General features: G+C 52.4%; 14 protein-coding genes. 13 read left to right on the top strand and 1 reads right to left on the bottom strand.

The window, feature by feature from the left end; genetic code table 11:
- Positions 1–65: 65 nt before the first annotated feature.
- The 13 genes from HF324_RS28710 to HF324_RS28650 all read left to right on the top strand — a co-directional run bounded on the left by HF324_RS28710 (position 66) and on the right by HF324_RS28650 (position 20,391).
- Positions 66–1,109 carry a cyanophycinase gene (locus HF324_RS28710; RefSeq protein ID WP_168861433.1) on the top strand — a complete coding sequence of 348 codons (1,044 nt, stop codon included), beginning with the start codon at positions 66–68 and terminating at the stop codon, positions 1,107–1,109.
- A gap of 76 nt (positions 1,110–1,185) precedes the next feature.
- Entirely contained in the window at positions 1,186–2,223 is a 1,038-nt protein-coding gene (locus HF324_RS28705; protein ID WP_168806725.1) for an isoaspartyl peptidase/L-asparaginase family protein, read from the top strand.
- 215 nt (positions 2,224–2,438) lie between these two features.
- Positions 2,439–2,996, top strand: a complete 558-nt coding sequence (locus HF324_RS28700; protein WP_168861432.1) for an RNA polymerase sigma factor — start codon at positions 2,439–2,441, stop codon at positions 2,994–2,996.
- Positions 2,997–3,085: 89 nt separating this feature from the next.
- Entirely contained in the window at positions 3,086–4,165 is a 1,080-nt protein-coding gene (locus tag HF324_RS28695; RefSeq protein WP_168861431.1) for a FecR family protein, read from the top strand.
- A 175-nt stretch (positions 4,166–4,340) separates the two neighbouring features.
- Positions 4,341–7,790 (top strand): SusC/RagA family TonB-linked outer membrane protein, encoded by a 3,450-nt coding sequence (locus HF324_RS28690; RefSeq protein WP_168861430.1) that lies wholly within the window; start codon positions 4,341–4,343, stop codon positions 7,788–7,790.
- 18 nt (positions 7,791–7,808) lie between these two features.
- Positions 7,809–9,500: a RagB/SusD family nutrient uptake outer membrane protein gene (locus HF324_RS28685; RefSeq protein WP_220101248.1), complete on the top strand. Its 1,692-nt coding sequence runs from the start codon at positions 7,809–7,811 to the stop codon at positions 9,498–9,500.
- 405 nt (positions 9,501–9,905) lie between these two features.
- Complete coding sequence (locus tag HF324_RS28680) at positions 9,906–10,505, top strand: RNA polymerase sigma factor (protein ID WP_168806717.1); 600 nt, start codon at positions 9,906–9,908, stop codon at positions 10,503–10,505.
- A gap of 85 nt (positions 10,506–10,590) precedes the next feature.
- Positions 10,591–11,739: a FecR family protein gene (locus HF324_RS28675; RefSeq protein WP_168861429.1), complete on the top strand. Its 1,149-nt coding sequence runs from the start codon at positions 10,591–10,593 to the stop codon at positions 11,737–11,739.
- A 94-nt stretch (positions 11,740–11,833) separates the two neighbouring features.
- Positions 11,834–15,298: a SusC/RagA family TonB-linked outer membrane protein gene (locus HF324_RS28670; protein WP_168861428.1), complete on the top strand. Its 3,465-nt coding sequence runs from the start codon at positions 11,834–11,836 to the stop codon at positions 15,296–15,298.
- 10 nt (positions 15,299–15,308) lie between these two features.
- A complete protein-coding gene (locus tag HF324_RS28665; RefSeq protein WP_168861427.1) occupies positions 15,309–16,817 on the top strand; it encodes a RagB/SusD family nutrient uptake outer membrane protein in 1,509 nt (502 codons plus the stop codon).
- 9 nt (positions 16,818–16,826) lie between these two features.
- On the top strand, positions 16,827–17,666 hold the full coding sequence (locus HF324_RS28660) for an endonuclease/exonuclease/phosphatase family protein (protein WP_168861426.1): 840 nt from the start codon (positions 16,827–16,829) through the stop codon (positions 17,664–17,666).
- An 8-nt stretch (positions 17,667–17,674) separates the two neighbouring features.
- Positions 17,675–19,723: a BACON domain-containing protein gene (locus tag HF324_RS28655; RefSeq protein ID WP_168806707.1), complete on the top strand. Its 2,049-nt coding sequence runs from the start codon at positions 17,675–17,677 to the stop codon at positions 19,721–19,723.
- 332 nt (positions 19,724–20,055) lie between these two features.
- Positions 20,056–20,391 carry a TfoX/Sxy family protein gene (locus HF324_RS28650; protein ID WP_168861425.1) on the top strand — a complete coding sequence of 112 codons (336 nt, stop codon included), beginning with the start codon at positions 20,056–20,058 and terminating at the stop codon, positions 20,389–20,391.
- A 3-nt stretch (positions 20,392–20,394) separates the two neighbouring features.
- Here the strand turns inward: HF324_RS28650 and HF324_RS28645 are convergent, their stop codons facing one another.
- A complete protein-coding gene (locus HF324_RS28645) occupies positions 20,395–20,856 on the bottom strand; it encodes an Lrp/AsnC family transcriptional regulator (RefSeq protein ID WP_168806703.1) in 462 nt (153 codons plus the stop codon).
- Between the last annotated feature and the right edge of the window lie 42 nt (positions 20,857–20,898).

Raw genomic sequence — 20,898 nt, 5'->3', positions numbered from 1 at the left:
ATTACGAATTACGAATTACGAATTACGAATTTGAGGGTATCCACTAATTTAAAAACGATCAGTAAATGAATGGGGTAAGAATATTGGGCTTAATAGGCATCATAGCGCCGTATTTCAGCAGTTGCGGGGATGCGGCAAATGCTTCGGAAAACATTTCCGGCCGTCCGGCTTCCATTGGTATTGTCGGTGATACGGCCGATGTGGTGAAGCCCGTAACAGGAGGCGTAGCGCTGATAGGTGGCGGTGGTAATGTAGACGGCGCTTTTAAGTGGATGATAGCCCGCAGCGGCGGTGGCGACGTAGTGGTGCTCACAGCTTCCAACAACGGAGGTTACAATGTGGATATCGATTCCCTGGGAGAGGTGAACTCCGTGGAGACGCTGAACATCACCAGCCGGGAACTGGCGGACAACGATACTGTGGCGCAAATCATCCGTAATGCTGAAATGCTGTTTATCGCCGGCGGGGACCAGTCCCGGTATATGAACAACTGGCGGGGCACCAAAACGGCCGCCGCGATCAATTACCTGCTGACGGAGAAGAAGGCGCCGGTGGGAGGCACCAGTGCTGGCTGCGCCGTCCTTAGCGGCTTGTACTACAGCGGGGAAGGCGGTAGCGCCGTGTCTGACAGCGTGCTGGCCAATCCCTATGACACACTGGTGAAAGTATATAACAATGATTTCCTGCAGGCGCCGTACCTGTCCAGGGTGATCAGCGACCAGCATTATATGAAGCGCGGACGCCAGGGCCGGCATGTGACTTTTATGAGCCGCATTATCACCGACTACGGCATTTTCCCCGTGGGCATCGCCCCTGATGAGAAGACCGCCGTGTGTATCGATGAAAACGGCATCGCCAAAGTTTTTGGTGTCAGCAAAGCTTATTTTATCTTAACAGATAGTCTCAAAAAACCTGAACTTTGTGTGAAAGGGCAGCCGCTGCAATGGAACTGTAACGGGGAAGCGCTCAAAGTATACGAAATACCCGCTTCCGCTACCGGCAATGGCAGCTTCCGGGTATCGGACTTCGATACGGCGGCGGCCAGCGGCGGCACCTGGTACTGGTGGTGGGTAGACAACGGTGTATTGAAGACGAAGCAGGTCCCGTGATGGTCATGATTATTACAGATGCTCCTGGTGAACGGGGATGAAAGCGATTGGATGATTTTATAAAATAAGATGTCAGATGAAAAGAAGTTTTTGCTATTTGTTACTGTCCTGCTGCCTGATGATGACCTGGAATACCGTATCAGCGCAGAAAAAAGCCGGTCAGTATGTACTGGTGATACATGGAGGTGCGGGCACGATCCTGAAAAAGAATATGTCGCCTGCCATGGAGGAAGCTTATAAGGCGTCCCTGAAGCGTGCGCTGGAAAAGGGCTATGGCGTACTGCAATCCGGCGGCAGCAGTCTCGATGCCGTGGAAGCCACTGTGCGCGTGCTGGAAGACGACTCTCTTTTTAACGCCGGTAAAGGCGCGGTGTTTACCCATGAAGGCCGCAACGAGCTGGATGCCGCGATTATGAGCGGTAAAACGGGAGCGGCCGGCGCCGTAGCGGGCATAACGGTAGTGAAAAACCCGATCAGCGCCGCCCGTGCCGTGATGGAGAAATCCGAGCATGTGATGATGATAGGCCCGGGCGCGGAGAAATTCGCCAAAGAAGCCGGACTGGAAATCGTGGACCCTTCTTATTTCCGGACCGAGTCCCGCTGGAAAGGCCTGCAGAAAGCAATACAGGAAGACTCGCTGGCGACTGCGCGGTCCAACGCCTATACGAATCCCGCGAAGCTCGGCATTATCAACAAGGACAATAAATTCGGCACCGTAGGGGCGGTAGCGCTGGACAAGCAGGGCAACCTGGCGGCTGCCACCTCTACCGGCGGTATGACCAACAAAAAGTACGGCCGTGTGGGAGACTCCCCGATTATCGGCGCCGGCACCTATGCCAATAATAACACTGTGGCAGTGTCCTGCACCGGCTGGGGGGAGTATTATATCCGTAACGTGGTAGCTTACGACCTGTCCGCCCTGATGGAATACAAAGGGTTGTCTGTACAGGATGCCGGCAAAACGGTGATCAAAAAAGTAGGCGATATGGGTGGCGATGGCGGTCTGATTGCGCTGGACAAAAACGGCCATATGGCCATGCCTTTTAACACAGAAGGGATGTACCGCGGCGCTGTTACCCAGGATGGCAAAATTGAAATTTATATCTATAAATAGACAGACGATTTTGTCCTAAGATAGTTCCTGTTTGAAGGGCTGGCCATCGGGTCAGCCCTTTTGTTTTTCATTTCCCAGCGGACCCTCCCCAGGGAAGTTGTCTTGTTAATCCAGCATTAGTATCCGCTAAATTTCAGGTATTGTGGATAAGTGGACTAGCCTACCTTACCAAAGCCATCTTTATCAATGGGAATGCTGTTCACAATCATTTGCAGATGCAGGATCTGTTAGACAAAATATACAGGGACAATGATCAACTTGCTTTTCGCCAGCTGTTTTTGCAGTATAGCGACCGGCTGATCGTGTTTGCCGCATCGCTGTTACCTTCCCGGGAAGAAGCAGAAGAAGCGGTGTCCGATGTTTTTGTGAAGATATGGCAGAACCGCGCCGGCCTTGCCACAGTGCGTAACCTCAACACTTATCTCTACACGGCTGTCCGTAACACTGCCTGTAATTACCGCATCCGCGCCGGCAGAATGCCGGAGATGCTCACAGGCGAGCATATACAGGTAACTGTCAACGCCATGGCTGCCTCCCCGGAAGATATGCTGATCAGCAAGGAGAACCTGCGGAAGATAGAATCAGCCATCAACCTGCTGCCCGCCCGCTGTAAACTTATATTTCGCCTGGTAAAAGAAGACGGTCTCAAATACAGGGAGGTGGCTGAGATCCTCGAAGTATCCATTAATACCGTGAACACCCAAATGGCGATCGCCCTGAAAAAGCTCGGCGAGGTGATCGATATCCGTCAGCATTTCGGCTGGATGGAATAAATAAATAAAAAAATAAAAAATTTCTCCCCGCTTCATAGTATTTCTCCAAAATACTGTCTTATCTGTTACATCACCGTAATATCAATTTAATGGAACAACACGAAAGGCTTTGGGAACTGATGGCCAAACGGACGGCAGGCGCCCTGTCGCCGGCTGAGGAGGTGGAGCTGGAAGTCCTGCTGGAAGCCTCCCCGGAGGTAGCCCGGCAACAGGCGTTGTTGGACAAGATATTCCTGCAAAGCACCGGCAAGCCCACGCCGGAACGGAAAGAAATGCTGTTGGACCGCATCATGGGGGATATCGCCGCCGGCGGAAGCCAGGAAGCGCTGCCGGAAGTGACGGAAGACAGTCTGCCGGTACGCCGGGGCCGCTGGCGGGTCATGGCCGCCGCATCGCTGGTGTTGCTGCTGGGCGCCGCCATGGCGTTATACCTGCGTAGCAGCACCGCTACCAACGCCGTGGTATGGAGTACGGTACAGACACGGCCCGGTTCCAAAACCCGCATCACCCTCCCGGATGGTACCCTGGTGATGCTCAATGCCGGCAGCACGCTATCTTATCCCAGCAATTTTGCCAAGTCGGGCAGGGTGGTGAAACTGACGGGAGAAGGGTATTTTGATGTGACCAGGATGCCCAACGATCCTTTTGTGATCCACACCCATACGGTAGATATAAAGGTGCTGGGCACCACCTTCAACGTGCGGGCTTATGCGGATGAATCACATACTGAAACAGCACTGATCAGCGGCGCGGTGGAGGTGACCGTGAAAGACGGCGGCAAACAGCATATCACTCTGAGCCCTAAACAGAAACTACTGGTGGCCAACGCTATCGCCGATACGGTGAAGCCGGCAACGGTAGCCCGTCCGGACGACCTGAAGTCGCTGATCGTGCTGGAAAGCATTGAAAAAGAACGTGGCGGTGCCGAGATAGCAGAAACAGCCTGGGTGGAAAACAGGTTTGTATACCGCAACGAAACTTTTTTACAACTGATAAAAAGAATGGAAAGATGGTATGGGATTACCATCGAATGTCATAATCAATCTTTATTACAGACCTCTTTTACCGGTAATGTACAGGGGGAATCGCTGGACCAGCTGCTAGGCATGTTAAAACAGACCAAACAATTCGAATATAACATCACCGCAGGAAAAGTCTTTATTCATTAATCAAAGTCTAAATCGATAGTTATGAAAGTACCATCAGGATTTACCTGATATCACCTGTAACATCTTTTAAAAAAAACGGGAAATGCGCGCACATTCCCCGTTGTCAAGTAGCAGGAGACCTTTACGCTTGAAGGTTTCAGGGACTCCTATTGTATCAACTCAACAAATCCAAGGTATGAAAAAATTTACTAAGTCGGGACCTCCCCCCGTATGGGCGAAGGTCCAGCAGATGTTATTGATTATGAAATTCACCACGTTGTTGCTATTGCTGGTAGCGCAGGTTTCTGCCAGTGTTTATTCCCAGAAAAAGATCAATATCCGGGCAGAGGCCACCCTGCTGGATAAAATGCTGATCATGCTGGAGAAAAAATCCAATTACCGTTTTTTCTTCAACAATGATGAGTTGAAAGACATAGCCCCGCTATCTGTTGATATGAGCGGCGTGACGGTGACGGAAGTGCTGGACCGCCTGCTGCCACCTCTCCGCCTGCACTACAAAGTACTGGACAATAACGTGGTGGTGGTGAGCCGCGCCGGTAACGAGATCCGCGACAAACATATCAAAGGAAAGGTGGTCAACGCCAAAGGGGAACCGCTGCCCGGCGTAACGGTAAAAGTCTCCGGCGCTAATGCCGGCGCTGTTACCAACGCTAACGGCGAATATGAGCTGAATGCCCCGGACAACGCCACACTGGTGTTCTCCTTTATCGGGCACATCCAGCAGACCGTCGCCGTGGAAGGCCGTACCACCCTTAACATCACCTTACAGGAAGATACCCAGGGCCTCAACGAGGTGGTGGTGGTAGGTTACGGTACCCAGAAAAAAGGGGACCTCACCGGCGCCGTAGCCACGCTGGATGGTAAAAAGCTGGAGAGCCGTCCGCTGGTGAACCTGGCGCAGGGGCTGCAGGGCATGGTGCCCAACCTCAACGTGAACCTGAACAACGGCGCTCCCGGCAAAGGCGCCACCTTCAACGTACGCGGTAACACCTCTATCAACGGCGGTGGCCCGCTGGTACTGGTAGATGGCGTACAGATGGATCCCAACCTCATCAATCCGGCTGACGTGGCCAATGTGACCGTATTAAAAGACGCCGCATCCGCCGCTATCTACGGGGTAAGAGGCGCTTACGGCGTGATCCTCATCACCACCAAAAAGCCCGGTAAAGATGCGCCGCTGCGGCTCAACTACTCCACCTCCTATACCATCACCCGCCCCACCCGTATGCCGAAATACCTCAATTCGGTAGACTATATCCGTATGCACCGCGAGGCAGACCGCACCGGCCAGCTTTCTGGCGGTAACGCAGCCTCTGAACCCTTTACCACAGAAGATTCTACCCGGTCGGTCGCCTATTTCAAAGACCCGGCCAACAACCTGCCGGTGTATGTGGACCCGGCCAACCCCTCCAAGTACCGCTATGTAGGCAATACCGACTGGATCAAAGAACTGTACCCCGGATGGGCCCCCATGATGGACCATAACGTGTCTATCTCCGGCGGCCAGGGTAAAACCGGCTACGTCGCCTCTCTCGGTTACTTCGATCAGAAAGGGTTGCTGAAAGTGGCCAATGAAGATTTTAAAAGATATAACGCCAGCCTGAAGCTGAACACTGAAGCTACTTCCTGGCTGGAACTGAATATGAAAATGATGCTCAACCGCACCGAGAGCAATAAACCCACTCCTGCCAGCCATGGCGGCCTTTCATCCGGCTGGATCTCCGGTGACCTCCGCCCGATCATGCCTGTATACCACCCCGACGGCCACTTCTCCGGACAGGGCTCGTTTACCAACATCGTGGCCCTCGCCACCCTTAACGGCCGCACCAAAGAAACGGCCAATGATCTCTGGCTCACCGGCGGCTTCGTGCTGAAACCCCTGAAAAACCTGCGTATCGTAGGCGATTACACCTGGAACAGCTACGGGCTGAACAACCAGCAGCATTATAAAGAATACCAGGAATACGGCGCCAACGGCATACTGCTGGGCACTTTCCCCTGGAGTAAACCCAGCAGCGTAAAGGAAAGCAATAACAACGACTATTATACGGCGCTGAATGCCTACGCGGAATACTCCCGCCAGTTTGGACAACATTTCCTGAAAGCCATGGTGGGCTACAACCAGGAAAAGAAACAGGTGAAAGGGTTTAATGTAAAAGTGAAAAACCTTATCGATCAGACCATGCCGGCTATCAACCTCAACAACGATAACAGCCCGCTGGCCGACGGCCGCCAGTACAGCTGGGCGCTGGCAGGTTCTTTCTTCCGCCTGAACTATGATTATGCCAACAAATACCTGCTGGAAGTCAACGGCCGCTATGATGGCACCTCCCGTTTCCCGGCCAGCAGCCGCTATGTGTTCCTGCCCTCCGTATCTGCCGGCTGGCGCGTATCGGAAGAAGGATTTTTCAAACCATTGCTGGAGGTGATCAACGACCTGAAGCTGCGCGCGTCTTACGGTACGCTGGGCAACCAGGCGCTGAATCCTGACCAGAACGCGAATACTGATATTTACCCCTACATCCCCACGATGCCAGGCGGTAAAGTGGATTATATCTTCGACGATCAGAAAGGCGTGTACGTAGGCGTTCCCGGCCTGGTAAGCCAGAACTTCACCTGGGAAAAAGTAAGCACCCGCAACTTCGGTATTGATGTCACCCTGCTGAAAAACCGCCTCAGTGCTACGTTTGACTGGTACATCCGCGATACCAAAGACATGTTGCTGAACGGTTATCCGCTGCCCGGCATCCTCGGTACCTCCGCTCCGAAAGTGAACACCGGTGAAATGCGTACCAAAGGCTGGGAGCTGGGCGTTAACTGGAGAGATAAAATCAATGACGATCTTTCCTATGAAGTTAACCTCGCGTTATCCGACTATTCCGCTACCATCACCCGCTATGACCTCAATCCCACCAAAACACTGGGCAGCAATTCCTATTATGTAGGCCAGAAGCTGGACGAGATATGGGGATATGTGACCGACGGCTTCTTCCAGTCAGATGCAGAAGCAGCGTCCGCAGACCAGTCCAACCTGTGGAACGGCAAATGGCTGGCCGGCGATATCCGGTTCAAAGACCTGAACGACGACAAAAAAATCACCAGGGGCCAGAATACCGCCGTAGATCCGGGCGACCGCCGCGTGATCGGTAACAAAACACCTCGTTACCAGTTCGGCCTGAACCTCTCCGTACAGTATAAAAACTTCGACTTCAATATCCTCATCCAGGGCGTCGGCAAACGGGACGTGATGCTCGACGGCAACACTTTCTGGGGCTTCAAAAGCGAATGGGACGTACCGATGGTATACCAGCTGGATTACTGGACGCCTGAAAATCCCAACGCTTATTACCCCCGTCAGCGTTTCGGTGGCGGCGGCAATTTCCAGGCGCAAACCAAATACCTGCAGAACGCCGCTTATGCCCGTATGAAAAACCTGTCTGTCGGGTATACTTTGCCCGCTTCTGCTATGCGCGCCATGCGGATGCAGAAACTGCGTGTATACGTGTCTGCTCAGAACCTGTTCGAAGTCACTAAACTGCATAAAGCCTACGATCCGGAAATATTTGAGGCGAAAGATTATCCACTCAACAGGGCCATTTCTTTCGGTTTGCAACTGGGCTTATAATCCATCCAAAACATGATAATGATGAAAAGAAAAAATATCATATATGCGTTAACGTTATCAGTCATGGCAGTAACCGGCTGTAAGCGTGATTCTTTCCTCGACCTTAACCCGGACGACGCTTTCAGCGATCCGACCTTTTTTAAGAATGAGTCTGACCTGAAATTGTACTGCAACGGTTTTTACAGTACGCTGCCGGTCATGGATAACAACTCCGACAATAACTCCGATAATATGGTGCCGCGCAGTAAGGACCCGTTTTTGTCCGGTCAGTACATCGTGCCTATTGTAAAAGATGATGATAGCGGGGAGTGGAGCTGGAAGAACGAGAGAAGTGTGAACTACTTCCTGGCCCGTTATCAGCGTGCCCAGGCAGGAGATGAGGTGAAAAACAAATATGCCGCCGAGGCACGTTTCTTCCGTGCGTTGTATTTCTGGCAGAAAGTGAAACGTTATGGCGATGTGCCCTGGTTCTCCACAGACCTGAATGAAAATTCACCGGAGCTGAACCTGCCGCGGACGCCGCATAAGCAGGTGATGGACTCCGTGCTGGCCGACCTTAATTTTGCTGTGGCCAATCTGCCGGTACCGGGCAGCGCGGAGAAAGGCCGCCTGCATAAATATGCGGCCGCCGCGCTGAAAGCGCGTATCTGCCTGTGGGAGGGCACCTACCGCAAGTATCACAACCTGGGAGATGACCAGCCCATGATAAGGGAAGCTGCCAACGCAGCCCAGCTGGTGATCACCGGCGGAGGGTACGACCTGTATAGCACCGGCCATCCCACGACCGACTATTACAACCTGTTTATTCAGGAAGAACTGCAGGGCAACAAAGAAGCGATTATGCCCAAACGTTTTATCAAAGACGTGTTCATGCACAACCTCACCCGTCAGCTGGGAGAGGGCAACACCGGTTTCAGTAAGAGCTTTGTGCGTTCTTTCCTGTGCACCGATGGCCTGCCTGCGTCGCTCAGTCCCTCTTATAAAGGAGATGATTCCATCCAGGCGGAGATCACCAACCGTGATCCCCGTTTCGGGCAGCTGATCGCCACGCCGGGTTTTGTGTTCCAGGTAGACGCCAGCGGGAATAAGGATATTATCACCCTGCCGCGTATAGGCACCAGCGTTACAAGCACCGGTTATCAGCGCGTGAAGGGCCGTTCTTCCAGCCTCGAACAGTGGAATGCCAACCAGTCTACGCTGGACCTGTTCATTTTCCGTTACGCAGAGGTGTTGCTGGTATACGCCGAAGCCAAGGCAGAGCTCAACGAGTGCGATCAGAGCGTGATCGACCAGACGATCAGCCGTTTGCGGGCGAGAGTGGGAATGCCGGCCATGCAAATTGCTGCGTTGAGAAAAGACCCGGAATCCGACTTCCCGGGACTGCCGGTGCTGCTGGACGAAATACGCCGTGAGAGAAGGATAGAGCTGGCCGCCGAAGGTTTCCGTTTTGACGACCTGCTACGCTGGAATGCCGGTAAACTCATTGAAGACCCCGAATCCATCCTCGGTATGAAACTGCGGCCCGAAGTAAAAGCCCAGTATCCTAACCAGGGACAGGTGAAAGACATCGTACTGGACGCCAACGGCTACATCCGGGTGTATCCGGATATCAACAACAGGATATGGAACGAGAAAATGTACCTGTATCCTATCCCTACACAGGAGCTGACGCTGAATCCCAGGCTGTTGCCGCAGAATAAAGGCTGGTAATCAATTACGAATTACGAATTACGAATTTGGGGCATGTATGAACAAACGGTTTGTTCGTACATGCCCCAAATAGTTTTTATCACTTTGGTATTTGTGTGTAGTTATCTAGATAAGTATTTTAATGTCCCGATGTTGTTTTTCAGGGGAGTGTTTTATATTTTAAGCGTCTTGTAAGAAGTTGCCAGGAAAGCAACCTCAATTCGTAATCCGTAATCCGTAATTCGTAATTGCCTGTGTTATTTAATTATGAAATCCAGTCGCGGCGGGCCTGAACGGGAAGCGATGAAAGCGGCTGCCACTGGCGGATTTACAGCAGCAACCAAAATTTCACGTACCATCGGATTTTCCGATAGCCATTACAGTGACAGTATCGCCATATTATATTTGTGACCAAAATCTATCTGGATGACCGCCCACGAGCTACATACGGACAACGACCTGTTCCGGGCGATTGCCAACGGAGATGAGAAGGCGTTTGAGACGCTTTTTCATCAGTATCGTAACAAAGTATACACCATCGCCTGGAAGATCACCGGCTCAGAAGCGGTGGCGGAGGAGATCGTATTGGACGTATTTTTAAAAGTATGGTTGAAGAGGGCGCAGCTGCCGGAGTTGCAATACTTTACCGCCTGGCTGTTCACCATTACCCGTAACCGCGTATTTAAAACACTGAAGCAGCTGGCACAGCAGGCTACCAGTCACGCTATCTCCGACCAGGAAGAGTGGTTGTTGCCGGCCGTGGCCTCTTCCAGCGAGCGGCTGCTGGAGAAGGAATACCGGCAGATACTCCATGATGCCGTATCCCGGCTGTCGCCGCAGCAACAGAAAGTTTACCAACTGATCAAAGAACATGGCATGAAGCGGGAAGAGGCGGCCAGGGTGCTGAACCTGTCGCCTGAAACCGTGAAGCGCCATTTGGCGGAGGCGATGCACTTCATTCGTACCTATTGCAGCTATCATCTGGGCACCTACGCCACCCTGCTTCTTATTAAGGAATTGTTATGAAGCATATTTTTTCTGTTTTCCACTGACCCATTTTTCTTTTTCAGGGATTTCTTTTGATATACCCGGCATAAATCCGGCTTACCGCATGTCCCGTTTTGAATCATTATTCCGCAAATCGCTGGAAAATACCAGCACCGAAGCAGAGCGACAGGAGCTTATGCAACTGATTGCCCGGTCACAACACGACGGGGAGCTGTTGCAGCTGCTGGATGAAGTGATCGCCGGCTCCGGCGACGAACGGGCGCTGCCTGATCAGCGGGCGAAGGAGATACTGGCCCTCATCGTACAGGCCGGTGGGCAGCCGCAGGTGAGGGGCAGGGCCGTGCGTATGCGCTGGTGGGCAGCCGCGGCCTCGCTGCTGTTGCTGGCAGGCGCCGCAGGATATTTGCTCCGCCGTCCGTCAGTACCTGTCACCGCTACGTTGACGCCGCAGACGATGGAGGAGATACGTCCCGCATCGCAAAGCGCCATCCTCACCCTCGACGACGGCAGCCAGGTGATGCTCGACAGCCTGCACCAGGGCAGTATCCGTAACGCTGCCGGCGCCGCTATTCATCTTGGAGAGAATACACTGGCTTATAGTGGCAGCAAAGCCGGAGCCGCGGCTTACAACACCTTGTCCACGCCGCGTGGAAAACTATTTCACCTTGTTTTGCCGGACGGTACGGAAGTATGGCTCAACGCCGCCAGTTCACTGCGTTACCCGGTCAGCTTTAACGCCGCCGAGCGCACGGTGGAACTGAACGGCGAAGCCTATTTTGAAGTGAAACAGGCCGCCACAAGACCTTTCCGGGTAAAGACAGGGCCACAGGGCGAAGTCAGGGTACTGGGCACCGGTTTTAACGTGAACGCCTATACTAACGAGCCGGCCGTTACCACTACGTTGTTGCACGGCAGCGTGCAGGTGGTGGCAGCAGAACGGCCAACGCTGTTAAAGCCTGGACAGCAGGCGGCTGTAACGGGGGCGGACGTTAAAATACAAACGGCCGATACCAGCCAGGTGACCGCCTGGAAAGAAGGCCTGTTCCAGTTCGACAACGCCGGCATTCAGCAGGTGATGAACCAACTGGAACGGTGGTACGATATCACCGTAGTTTACGAAAAAGGCGTCCCGGACATCCGCTTCGGCGGTAAGATGGAGCGTGACCTGGACCTGCGCAGCGTATTGAGAATACTGGAAATATCTAACGTACATTATCGCCTGGAGGAACGAAAACTAATCATCACTCAATAACAAAAAAGATTGTCATACCAGCCATTACTGCGCCCCGGGAGCGCAGCGGGGCATCGTATGCCTGTAATGATCCTTTAAATACTGAAACACCATCATGATGTCCAATCAGCTTTACGCAACAAGACCTTCTCTTCTGCCGGACAATACCACCCGGCAGGACAGCAGCCGGACAGCCGGCCGCCGCACGCTGTGGCCATGCATGCTGCTATTGTCTGCCATCCTGTGCCTGCAGGTGCAGGCCCGCACGCTGGGCCAGTCCGTCACCCTGACGGGTAAAAATCTCTCTTTTAAAGAGATTTTCCAGGCGCTGGAAAAACAAACCGGTTACGTCGTGTTTTACAACACCGCCATGTTAAGCCATACAAAACCGGTGACCATCACCGTGAAGAACATGCACATCACGGAGTTCCTGCGTACCGTGATGGCCGACCAGCCGATCGATTTTGAGATCAGCGCCAAAACCATTACTATTAAAGAGAAAGCGAAGCCCGCTGCAGCAGCAGCGCCGGCACAACCAGACAAGGAGCCGGCCCAGGACCCGCCTGTAAAAGGGAAGGTGCTGGACAACGAAGGCAATCCCCTTCCCGGCGCTACCGTGGCTGTTGCCGGGAGTGCTCATGGCGTGCAGACCAACGAGAAAGGGGAATTCAGCATCGCGGCAGGGAAAAATGCCACACTGCTGATCACCTATATCGGCTTCGAAAGAAAAGTGGTAGTGCTCGCCCGGGAACAACAGCCGCTGAGCATACGACTGACGCTGGCTAAAAAGGATATCAATGAAGTAGTGGTGATCGGCTACGGTGCAGTAGCTAAAAAAGATCTGACAGGCGCCGTTTCCATTGTGCGCCCCGCGGATATTGAAGGCATCCCCGCCACCCGGGTAGACCAGATGCTGCAAGGCCGCATTGCCGGTGCGGAAATCGTTTCCACCGACGGAGAGCCCGGCGCCGCTACGTCCGTGCGCATCCGCGGCACCCGCTCCATCACCGCCAGCAACGAACCGCTGTATATTGTGGACGGCCTGATGGATGGCATCACCAGCCTCAATGAACTGAACCCTTCCGATATCGCGTCCATCAACGTACTGAAAGACGCGTCCTCTACGGCCATCTACGGCTCCCGCGGCAGCAATGGTGTGATCATCATTACCACCAAATCCGGCGCCAACAGGGCAGGGAAGACCAATTTCACTTTCCGCTCCGATCTCGGCAGCTCCGTACTGCCCCGTTACCTGGACCTCATGAATGCCACAGAATTTGCCCAGCTGCAAAACGACCGTTTTTATTTCAGTAACTCCGCCAATCCCACAAAGCCGCTGGAAGAGTATCCCTATCCCAACCCGTTGTCATTGGGAGAAGGCACTAACTGGACAAAAGAGATCACCCGCACGGCTCCATACCAGAACTATACATTGTCGGCCAACGGCGGCGACAAAGCCACGCAGTATTACTTCTCCGCCAACTACAATAACAACCAGGGTATCATCAAAAACAGCGGCCTGCAACGTTACCAGGTGCGCCTCAACCTGGACAGGACCATCAGCCGTTATGTGAAAGCGGGCGTGCGTTTCAACTATTCGCAGATAGCGCGTAAACTCAATAACGCCGACGTAGGCACGAGTACGTTATGGTACCGCTCTACCATCTTCCTGTCGCCCACCATGCCGGCCTATAAGCCGGACGGCAGCTTCAACGACTGGAACACCCAGTGGTACAGCGGCACCCTCTTCGATTCACCGCTGGCCAATGTGGAGCTCAAACAAAACGATGCCCTGGAAAAAAGCCTGAGCTCCATGGGATACATCGAAATCACCCCGGTGAAAAATATCCTGGTCAGGTCCACTGTTTCATATACTGACTACAGTAAGAATGACAACCAGTTCATTCCTTCCACCATGCCGTCCCGTGCGAACGCCAACACCGGCGCTTATGCATACAAGCGCAGCTACTACGATAACAACATCCTGAACGAGAACACCATTACCTATAAAAACAGCTGGAACAAAAGGCACAACTTCGATGCGATGTATGGTTTTACCGTGCAGAAGAAAAAGTTCAATAACATGACCGCCAGCGGCAACGGTTATTTTATCGATGACGTAGGCACGAACGATATGGGCGCCCTGCCCTCCAAAGAAACGATCAATATCGGTTCCTCGCTGGAAAACCTGGGCCGTATGTCGCACCTGGCGCGTATCAACTACAACTATCGCAACAGGTACTATTTGACTGCTACCGGACGGGCTGACGGCGCTTCCAACTTCTCGCAGCACAATAAATGGGCGTACTTCCCATCTGCCGCCGTGAAATGGAATATCGCCAACGAAACGTTCATGCGCCGTTTCCGGGATATCAGCGAGTTGTCCGTCCGCCTGAGCGCCGGCACTTCCGGTAATGACGCTATCTCCCGGTATCAGTCACTTTCCCGCCTTAATTCCACTTCTTCGGGTTACCTGTTCGGCGGTATACAGCCGGTGGCCTATTATCCGGCACGTATCGAAAATGAAGGGCTTACCTGGGAAAAAACGACATCCTATAACGCAGGATTGGATTTGTCATTCCTCAACAAGCGGATAGACATCTCCCTGGAAGTATATAAGAGCAATACCTCCGACCTCCTGCTGACCGTGCAGCTGCCTACACATACCGGTTTTGGTTCGAGGCTGGCCAATATCGGAAAGACGTCCAACAAAGGCATTGAGTTGACAGTCAACACAGAAAATATCCGGCGGAAAAATTTCTCCTGGTCTACCACCTTTACCATCGCTCACAACAGGCAACTGGTAGAAGATATCGGCGGACTGGACAGGGTGTCTGTGTATGACAACCCTTATGGCGCCCAGTATATGATGTATGGTTATGTGAAAGGGCAGCCGCTGAATGCCTTGTGGGGCATGGAGTATGCCGGTGTATGGAAAAGCCAGGCAGAGATAGAGCAGGATAAAAAAGACAGGCAATACGCTTCGTCGGCGGTAAGTTATTATTCGCCCGGCCGTCAGCGTTACGTCGATCAGAACCATGACGGTATCCTCGACAACAACGACCTGGTATACCTGGGGAATGCCGATCCTGATTTCTATGGCGGTATTCAGAATACGATAAGGATTAAAAAACTGATGGTCTCTTTTTATTTTAACTACAGTGTGGGCGGACAGATTTATAATCCTACGGAATTGTTCATGGGCACCGGTACCTACCTGAGTAACCAGTACCGTTACATGGTAAATGCGTGGCATCCTGTGCGGAATCCCAATTCCGATTACCCGCGCGCCGATTCCAAAGACGATATTCCCAACGACCGGTTTGTGCATTCCGCTACCTTCCTGCGGTTCAAAAATTTCTCCATTGCCTATCCTTTTGACCTTAGCAGGATTACGGGTAAGCGGCTGCAGTCCGTCTCCCTGTCACTGGGGGGCAACAATCTGGTGCTGTGGAAGCACTACAACGGCTACGACCCTGAGGTGTCCACACAGAGCGGTGGTTCTACCATGCGCCGTATGGACAACGGTGCGTATCCGTCCAGCCGCACCATCACTTTCGGTGCAGAACTAAAATTTTAAAGTATTGGGTATGAAAAGAAAACTGAATTATATCGTTGCCTTACTGTTGTTGGCCGGAGCTACCGCGTTGACCGGTTGCAGCAAGCTGTTGGAAGAAGAGCCTGGCAGCTTCGTGAGCCCCGGTGATTTTTTCAAAAACGAAAACCAGTGTATTGCTGCGCTGAACGGATGTTACATGCCGCTCAACAGTATCTATATTTCCGATCTGATCATTCCGCTGGAAGGTTCTACCGACCTGGCTTTCCTCAATTCTTCGCAGCTGGATGCCAAATTCGAAATATCACCTGCCAATCCGGGTATGGGAGATAACATCTGGACTGCCTGCTATAATGGTGTGATGTATTGCAACGCCGCTATCGAGGGCATTGACAACGCTACTATTCCGGCAGACAGAAAGCCGCCGCTGAAAGCAGAAGCCGTGGCACTACGGGCTTTGTACTATTACATCCTTACCAGCACGTTCAACGATGTGCCTTATTATACACAGAACGTTAACAGTCTGACCGCCCTCAACGAAGTGATGAAGCTGGGCAGGATGAGTGCTGTGGAGACAAGGGACAAGCTGATCAAAGAACTGCAGGAATATGCGCCCAAACTGCCGCAGGTCCGTACTTCCGAAGTGCCGCAGAACCGCATTTCCGCCGCGATGGCGTATATGCTGATCGGTAAGATGGCGCTGTGGAACAAGCAGTACCCGGTATGCGTGGAGGCGATGGAGGCCATCCGCCAGGTGTATGGCCAGCTGGCGCAGTATCCTTTGGAGGACACCTGGTTCCGCAATAAAAACACAGCGGAATCCATTTTTGAGGTGCAGTACACCTGGTCGGCCACCGGCCTGAAAAAGACGACCAACGTAGCAGCATTCTTCACGCCCACCAAGGCTTCCGGCACCAGCACCTATGACGGGGTGAACATCCCGGAGCTGGGTTCCAAAGCCAATCCCTTTAACTCTGTAACGCCGACCGAATATTTCATGCAACTCTATGATTATGCCGATCCGCGCAGGGAGATGATCCTGGCTTACAGCTACAACGGTGCGTACTTCAAGCGCCCCATGCAGAACAACGGTACCGGTAAAGCATGGATGGGACCTAAATTCTGGTGTCCTGCTATGGACAACATCGCCGATGGCAATAACCAGAAAGTGTTCCGTTATGCAGACGCGTTGCTGATGCTGGCGGAAGCCGCCAACGAGACCGGTGATGCGGGGCTCGCACTCCAATGCCTCAACGAAGTAAAAAGCCGTGCGTATGATGCGTTAAAGCTGCCGGCTTATCCGGGCAAGACGGAGTTCTTCGAAGAGGTGAAAAAAGAGCGTGCCCGTGAGCTGATGGGCGAATACGGCCGTAAATGGGACCTCGTGAGGTGGGGCGTTTTCTTCCGGGCTGTCAGTGAAACAGCCGGCGCAGAGTATGAAGTGATCAAAAATAACCTGCGGCCTTACCATGAATATTACCCGATACCGGACAAGGAAGTAGTACGTTCCGGTGGTATTTTGACTAATCCAGCTTATAAATAATTGTTTATCATGAATCGTTTTTTAATATCGCTGTTTTTCTGCCTGTACATAGCCGGTGCGCAGGCGCAGGCGCCGCTTCGCGTGTTGAGTTACAACATACTGGAAGGAATGGTGACCGACACTACCAAAGGGAAGGAAGTCTTTGTGCAATGGGTGAAACAATTCAACCCGGATATTGTGGCCTTGCAGGAATGTAATAAGTTCACCCAGAAGACGCTGGAGGAGCTGGCCGCTACCTGGGGACATCCCTATGCCGTAATTGTAAAAGAGAACGGTTTTCCTACCGGACTCACTTCGCGGTATCCCATCACCAATATCAACAAGGTGACGGAGAACATGACCCATGGCTTTATTATGGCCAATGTACTGGATTATAACATCGTGGTATTGCATCTTAACCCGCATAGGTTCCGCAAACGCCGCGAGGAGATCTCCGGTATACTGGCGAACATTGCCCAAAAGAAAGACAAACGTGGCTGGATACTGATGGGTGATTTTAATTCCAACACCCCGCTGGACATGGCGCGGCTGGACACTAACCGCATCAAGGCAGCCCATCTCAATGCTGTGAAGAAAAATCCTAAAATTGAAAACCTGGACGATGGCAGTATCGACTTCAAGGTACAGCAGCACCTGCTGGATGCCGGTTTTGTGGATGCTCTTTACGAATACGACCGGGCGGAGCGCGCTACCGGCGGTAAGGACACCATCCGGAGTAAGTCGCGCATAGACTATATCTATCTCAGTAAAGACCTGGCGAAGAAGGTAAAGACCTGTCATTTTATTTATGATGATTTCACGGCCAGATACTCCGACCACCGGCCGGTTTACATGGAACTGAAAAAATAGATGCTGCTATGAAAAAATATTTATTCAACTATTACACCCTCATCGCAGCAGGTATCTTACTGATGGTGGCAGCTTGCCGTAAAACGGAAGACTACCGCTTCAGCACACCGCTGGCAATTGATGCCCGCATCATCCGGCTGGGCGCCGCCGCCGATACTACCCGCTTTATCGTATATGCCGATGGCGACTGGAACCTGGAGCTGGCGGCCGAAACGCCGTGGCTGCAGTTGCAGACCACCAGCGGCCACGGTAAGAGTGATGCCCTCGTGGAGGTAACAGACAACAGCGGTCAGCTGCCCCGCGCTGCCAAACTGGTGGTGAAAGGCGGTGGCAAATCAGATACTATCGTGCTGCAGCAAAAGGGACTTACCCCTGCGCTGGCCATTATGGATGAAACAGCGCAGACCATCGCCAACGGCGGTACGTATAAATCTGTCATCAACACCAATGTGCCGCTGGATTTGATGACAGTGGGGTACGGGTACGACTCTACGGGAACGGTCAACTGGTTGTCCGGCCTCCAGGTGAAAGACGGTTACCTGTTCTTTAAGGTAGACACCAACCAGCTGCCTGTGGCCCGGACGGTGATGCTCCGCCTCAGTTACCTCGATGCGCTGGGCACTACCACCAAAGACAGCATCGTTATCAAACAGCAGCCGGGGATGAGCTATGAAGGAGCCGTGCAGAAAGACTTCGCCTATGTGAAACAGTCGCTGGCCAATGGGCTTGTCAGCGAGAATATCTTTGTGGAAGGTATTGTGATCAGTGATAAAGGTCATCCTAATATGGCACAGAACCTCAATAAGCCTACCGACAAACATAGTCTCGATAAAACTGAAAACAGTATAGCCGTATACGTGCAAAGCGTGGATGGCAGCAGCGGCCTGTACTTTAAGACGAAGACGGCGGGTGATAATATCTTCAACTTCAACGACCGGGTGAAGATATGGCTGAAAGGCGTTACCGTGCAGCAGCTGCAGAACCCGTCCCGGACGATTGTTTCCGGTATTGATGTACATCACATTATGAAGAAGGATGCCGGTACCGGCTTGTTACAGCCGAGGGAGAAGTATATGTCCGCATTAACAGACAATGATCTCTATACCTATGTGAAACTGAAAGACGTGGAGATTTCCGTTCCCAGCGGCGCCTTTACCAATATCAACGAGGGCTATGCGGCCCGTATGGACTGTTATCCGCTCAATATCCGCGATATACAGGGCAGCAGCATGTATATGCTTACCAACCTGGATGTGCTGTACCGCCGCGATGGCAGAAGGGTGCCGCAGGGTTCCGGGACTGTTGCCGGTATCGTGGTCCATGAAACGTATGACCGTTACGGTGGTAACATCGGAAAGTACGCTATCCGTCATCTGAAACGGGAAGACATTGCGCTCAACGAAGACAGGGCCAATGGTTTCTCGCAGGTGCTGGTGGAATGGAGCCGGTTTAAAACCGAATACGCTGCCACGCCCACAGAAACACAGAACCCGCTGACACCGGATGCAGGCAGCGGCCGTATTTACCAGAGCGGGAAAAAATACCTTGACTTCACCAGTAGTGGGATTACCCCTACCACGGACTACAACGGCCTGCTGCAGGAGCCGACCACCAACAAAGGGGCCGTCAGCAACGGAGGCTGGGGTTGTAAAGGCTGGTGGAACGCTGCCACTAATGCAGGGGAGTCCTGGATGATAGAAGTATCTACAAAAGGTATCAGTTCGCCGTTGTCACTGCAGGTAGAGGGGAACAGCGACATTGGCGGGCCGCGTAATTTTGTGGCCGAATGGTCGGCGGACAACGCTGCCTGGAACGGTCTTGGTAACTTTACTTTCCAGGATGTGGCCAACTGGTCCAACACCTTGCTGACGCAGGTAGCAGGGCAGAAGGTGCTGAATTTCCAGCTGCCGCAGGCGGCGTCCGGTCAGGATAAGTTATACATCCGGTTGCGGGTGGCCAATAAAACCGCTGGCACTACGAATGCTGCTACAGGCGGATCGATAACGGCGACGGCTACGTGCCGGTTGTCGCATGTGTCGCTGAAGTATAACAAGTAGGATATTATTATCTGCTGATAAAGGAGACTACGGACGAAGTAGTCTCCTTTATTATTTATCTGCCGGTAACTTTGTATCTTTAGATGGTTAGCGTAATCGTGAAGTAACATGCCCAAAAATAAACTGGACACATTCAAAAACTACCTTGGATACGACGGGAAAAAAGTCAATGTGGAAAAAGCCCTTGGGAGAGAAAATGTAACCTGTGATAGGTACACCTATGATTCGGTGAAAAACACAGTGGCTTTACGTAAGGGTGTTATAATATCCGGATGGCACGTTCCTAAGTAAAAGTTAAGCGAATCAACCATGATATTCCCTACCTTCGCGCCATGAACGAAGAACAACTGATTTCCTGGGTGAGAAAATGTATGCAGCCTATTGGTCCTATCAGCACGCGGCCAATTATGCAGGGACAGGCTATCTATCTGGAAGGTGTTCTCTTCGCTTGTGTGGCGGGAGAGCAGCTTTGGTTCCGGACTGACGACGAAAGCGACCTGGTATGGGACGCGGCCGGCAGCGAATGGTTGCGGGGGACGAAAAAAGATGGTTCAGCTACCTATGAACCATACCGCAGCGCACCGGAATCGGCCTATACGGACGAGAAAGAAATGCGCAAATGGGCCAAGCAGGGCATGGCCGCCGGCAGACGGGCGAAGAAAAATTAATCGTTAAAGCGGGAGGTTGTAGCTCATCTTTACCTTGTCCATCACCACATGAGTATAGAAATGTTTCAGGTTCGGATTGTCCATGAGATGTTTTTTGGAGAACGACTCAAAATGGGCCATGTCCCGCGTATGAACGATGAGCACAAAATCGTAGGTGCCCGTCACATAATAGCATTGCGCCACTTCGGCGCAATTTTTCATGGCAGCTTTGAATTTATCTATGGACTTAGAGCTGCCTTCGTGCAATACCACATCCACCACGCAGCTAATGCCTACGCCTGCGGCCAGTGGTGAGATAACCGCCACTTCCGCTTCGATGACCTTTTCATTCCGCAGCCTGGTGAGGCGCCGTTGCACGGCGCTCTGGCTCAGGTTTACCTGCTCGCTGAGCTGTTCCGTAGTGAGTCGGTTGTTTTGCTGCAACAGGCGGAGCAGCGCTTTGTCATATTCATCAAGTTGGAACATAATTTACCCGTTTAAAACAGGAAAATAGGTAAAATATACCGG

The sequence above is a fragment of the Chitinophaga oryzae genome (genome assembly GCF_012516375.2).
GTDB lineage: Bacteria > Bacteroidota > Bacteroidia > Chitinophagales > Chitinophagaceae > Chitinophaga > Chitinophaga oryzae.
This window is presented reverse-complemented; position numbering and strand designations above follow the sequence as displayed.

Bases quoted from the DNA above. Each gene is read 5' to 3' on its own strand.
- HF324_RS28695 (WP_168861431.1), top strand. From the start codon at position 3,086: ATGGAACAACACGAAAGGCTTTGGGAACTGATGGCCAAACGGACGGCA.
- HF324_RS28685 (WP_220101248.1), top strand. From the start codon at position 7,809: ATGATGAAAAGAAAAAATATCATATATGCGTTAACGTTATCAGTCATG.
- HF324_RS28675 (WP_168861429.1), top strand. From the start codon at position 10,591: ATGTCCCGTTTTGAATCATTATTCCGCAAATCGCTGGAAAATACCAGC.
- HF324_RS28650 (WP_168861425.1), top strand. From the start codon at position 20,056: ATGAACGAAGAACAACTGATTTCCTGGGTGAGAAAATGTATGCAGCCT.
- HF324_RS28690 (WP_168861430.1), top strand. From the start codon at position 4,341: ATGAAAAAATTTACTAAGTCGGGACCTCCCCCCGTATGGGCGAAGGTC.
- HF324_RS28710 (WP_168861433.1), top strand. From the start codon at position 66: ATGAATGGGGTAAGAATATTGGGCTTAATAGGCATCATAGCGCCGTAT.
- HF324_RS28670 (WP_168861428.1), top strand. From the start codon at position 11,834: ATGATGTCCAATCAGCTTTACGCAACAAGACCTTCTCTTCTGCCGGAC.
- HF324_RS28680 (WP_168806717.1), top strand. From the start codon at position 9,906: ATGACCGCCCACGAGCTACATACGGACAACGACCTGTTCCGGGCGATT.
- HF324_RS28705 (WP_168806725.1), top strand. From the start codon at position 1,186: ATGAAAAGAAGTTTTTGCTATTTGTTACTGTCCTGCTGCCTGATGATG.
- HF324_RS28655 (WP_168806707.1), top strand. From the start codon at position 17,675: ATGAAAAAATATTTATTCAACTATTACACCCTCATCGCAGCAGGTATC.
- HF324_RS28645 (WP_168806703.1), bottom strand. From the start codon at position 20,856: ATGTTCCAACTTGATGAATATGACAAAGCGCTGCTCCGCCTGTTGCAG.
- HF324_RS28660 (WP_168861426.1), top strand. From the start codon at position 16,827: ATGAATCGTTTTTTAATATCGCTGTTTTTCTGCCTGTACATAGCCGGT.
- HF324_RS28665 (WP_168861427.1), top strand. From the start codon at position 15,309: ATGAAAAGAAAACTGAATTATATCGTTGCCTTACTGTTGTTGGCCGGA.
- HF324_RS28700 (WP_168861432.1), top strand. From the start codon at position 2,439: ATGCAGGATCTGTTAGACAAAATATACAGGGACAATGATCAACTTGCT.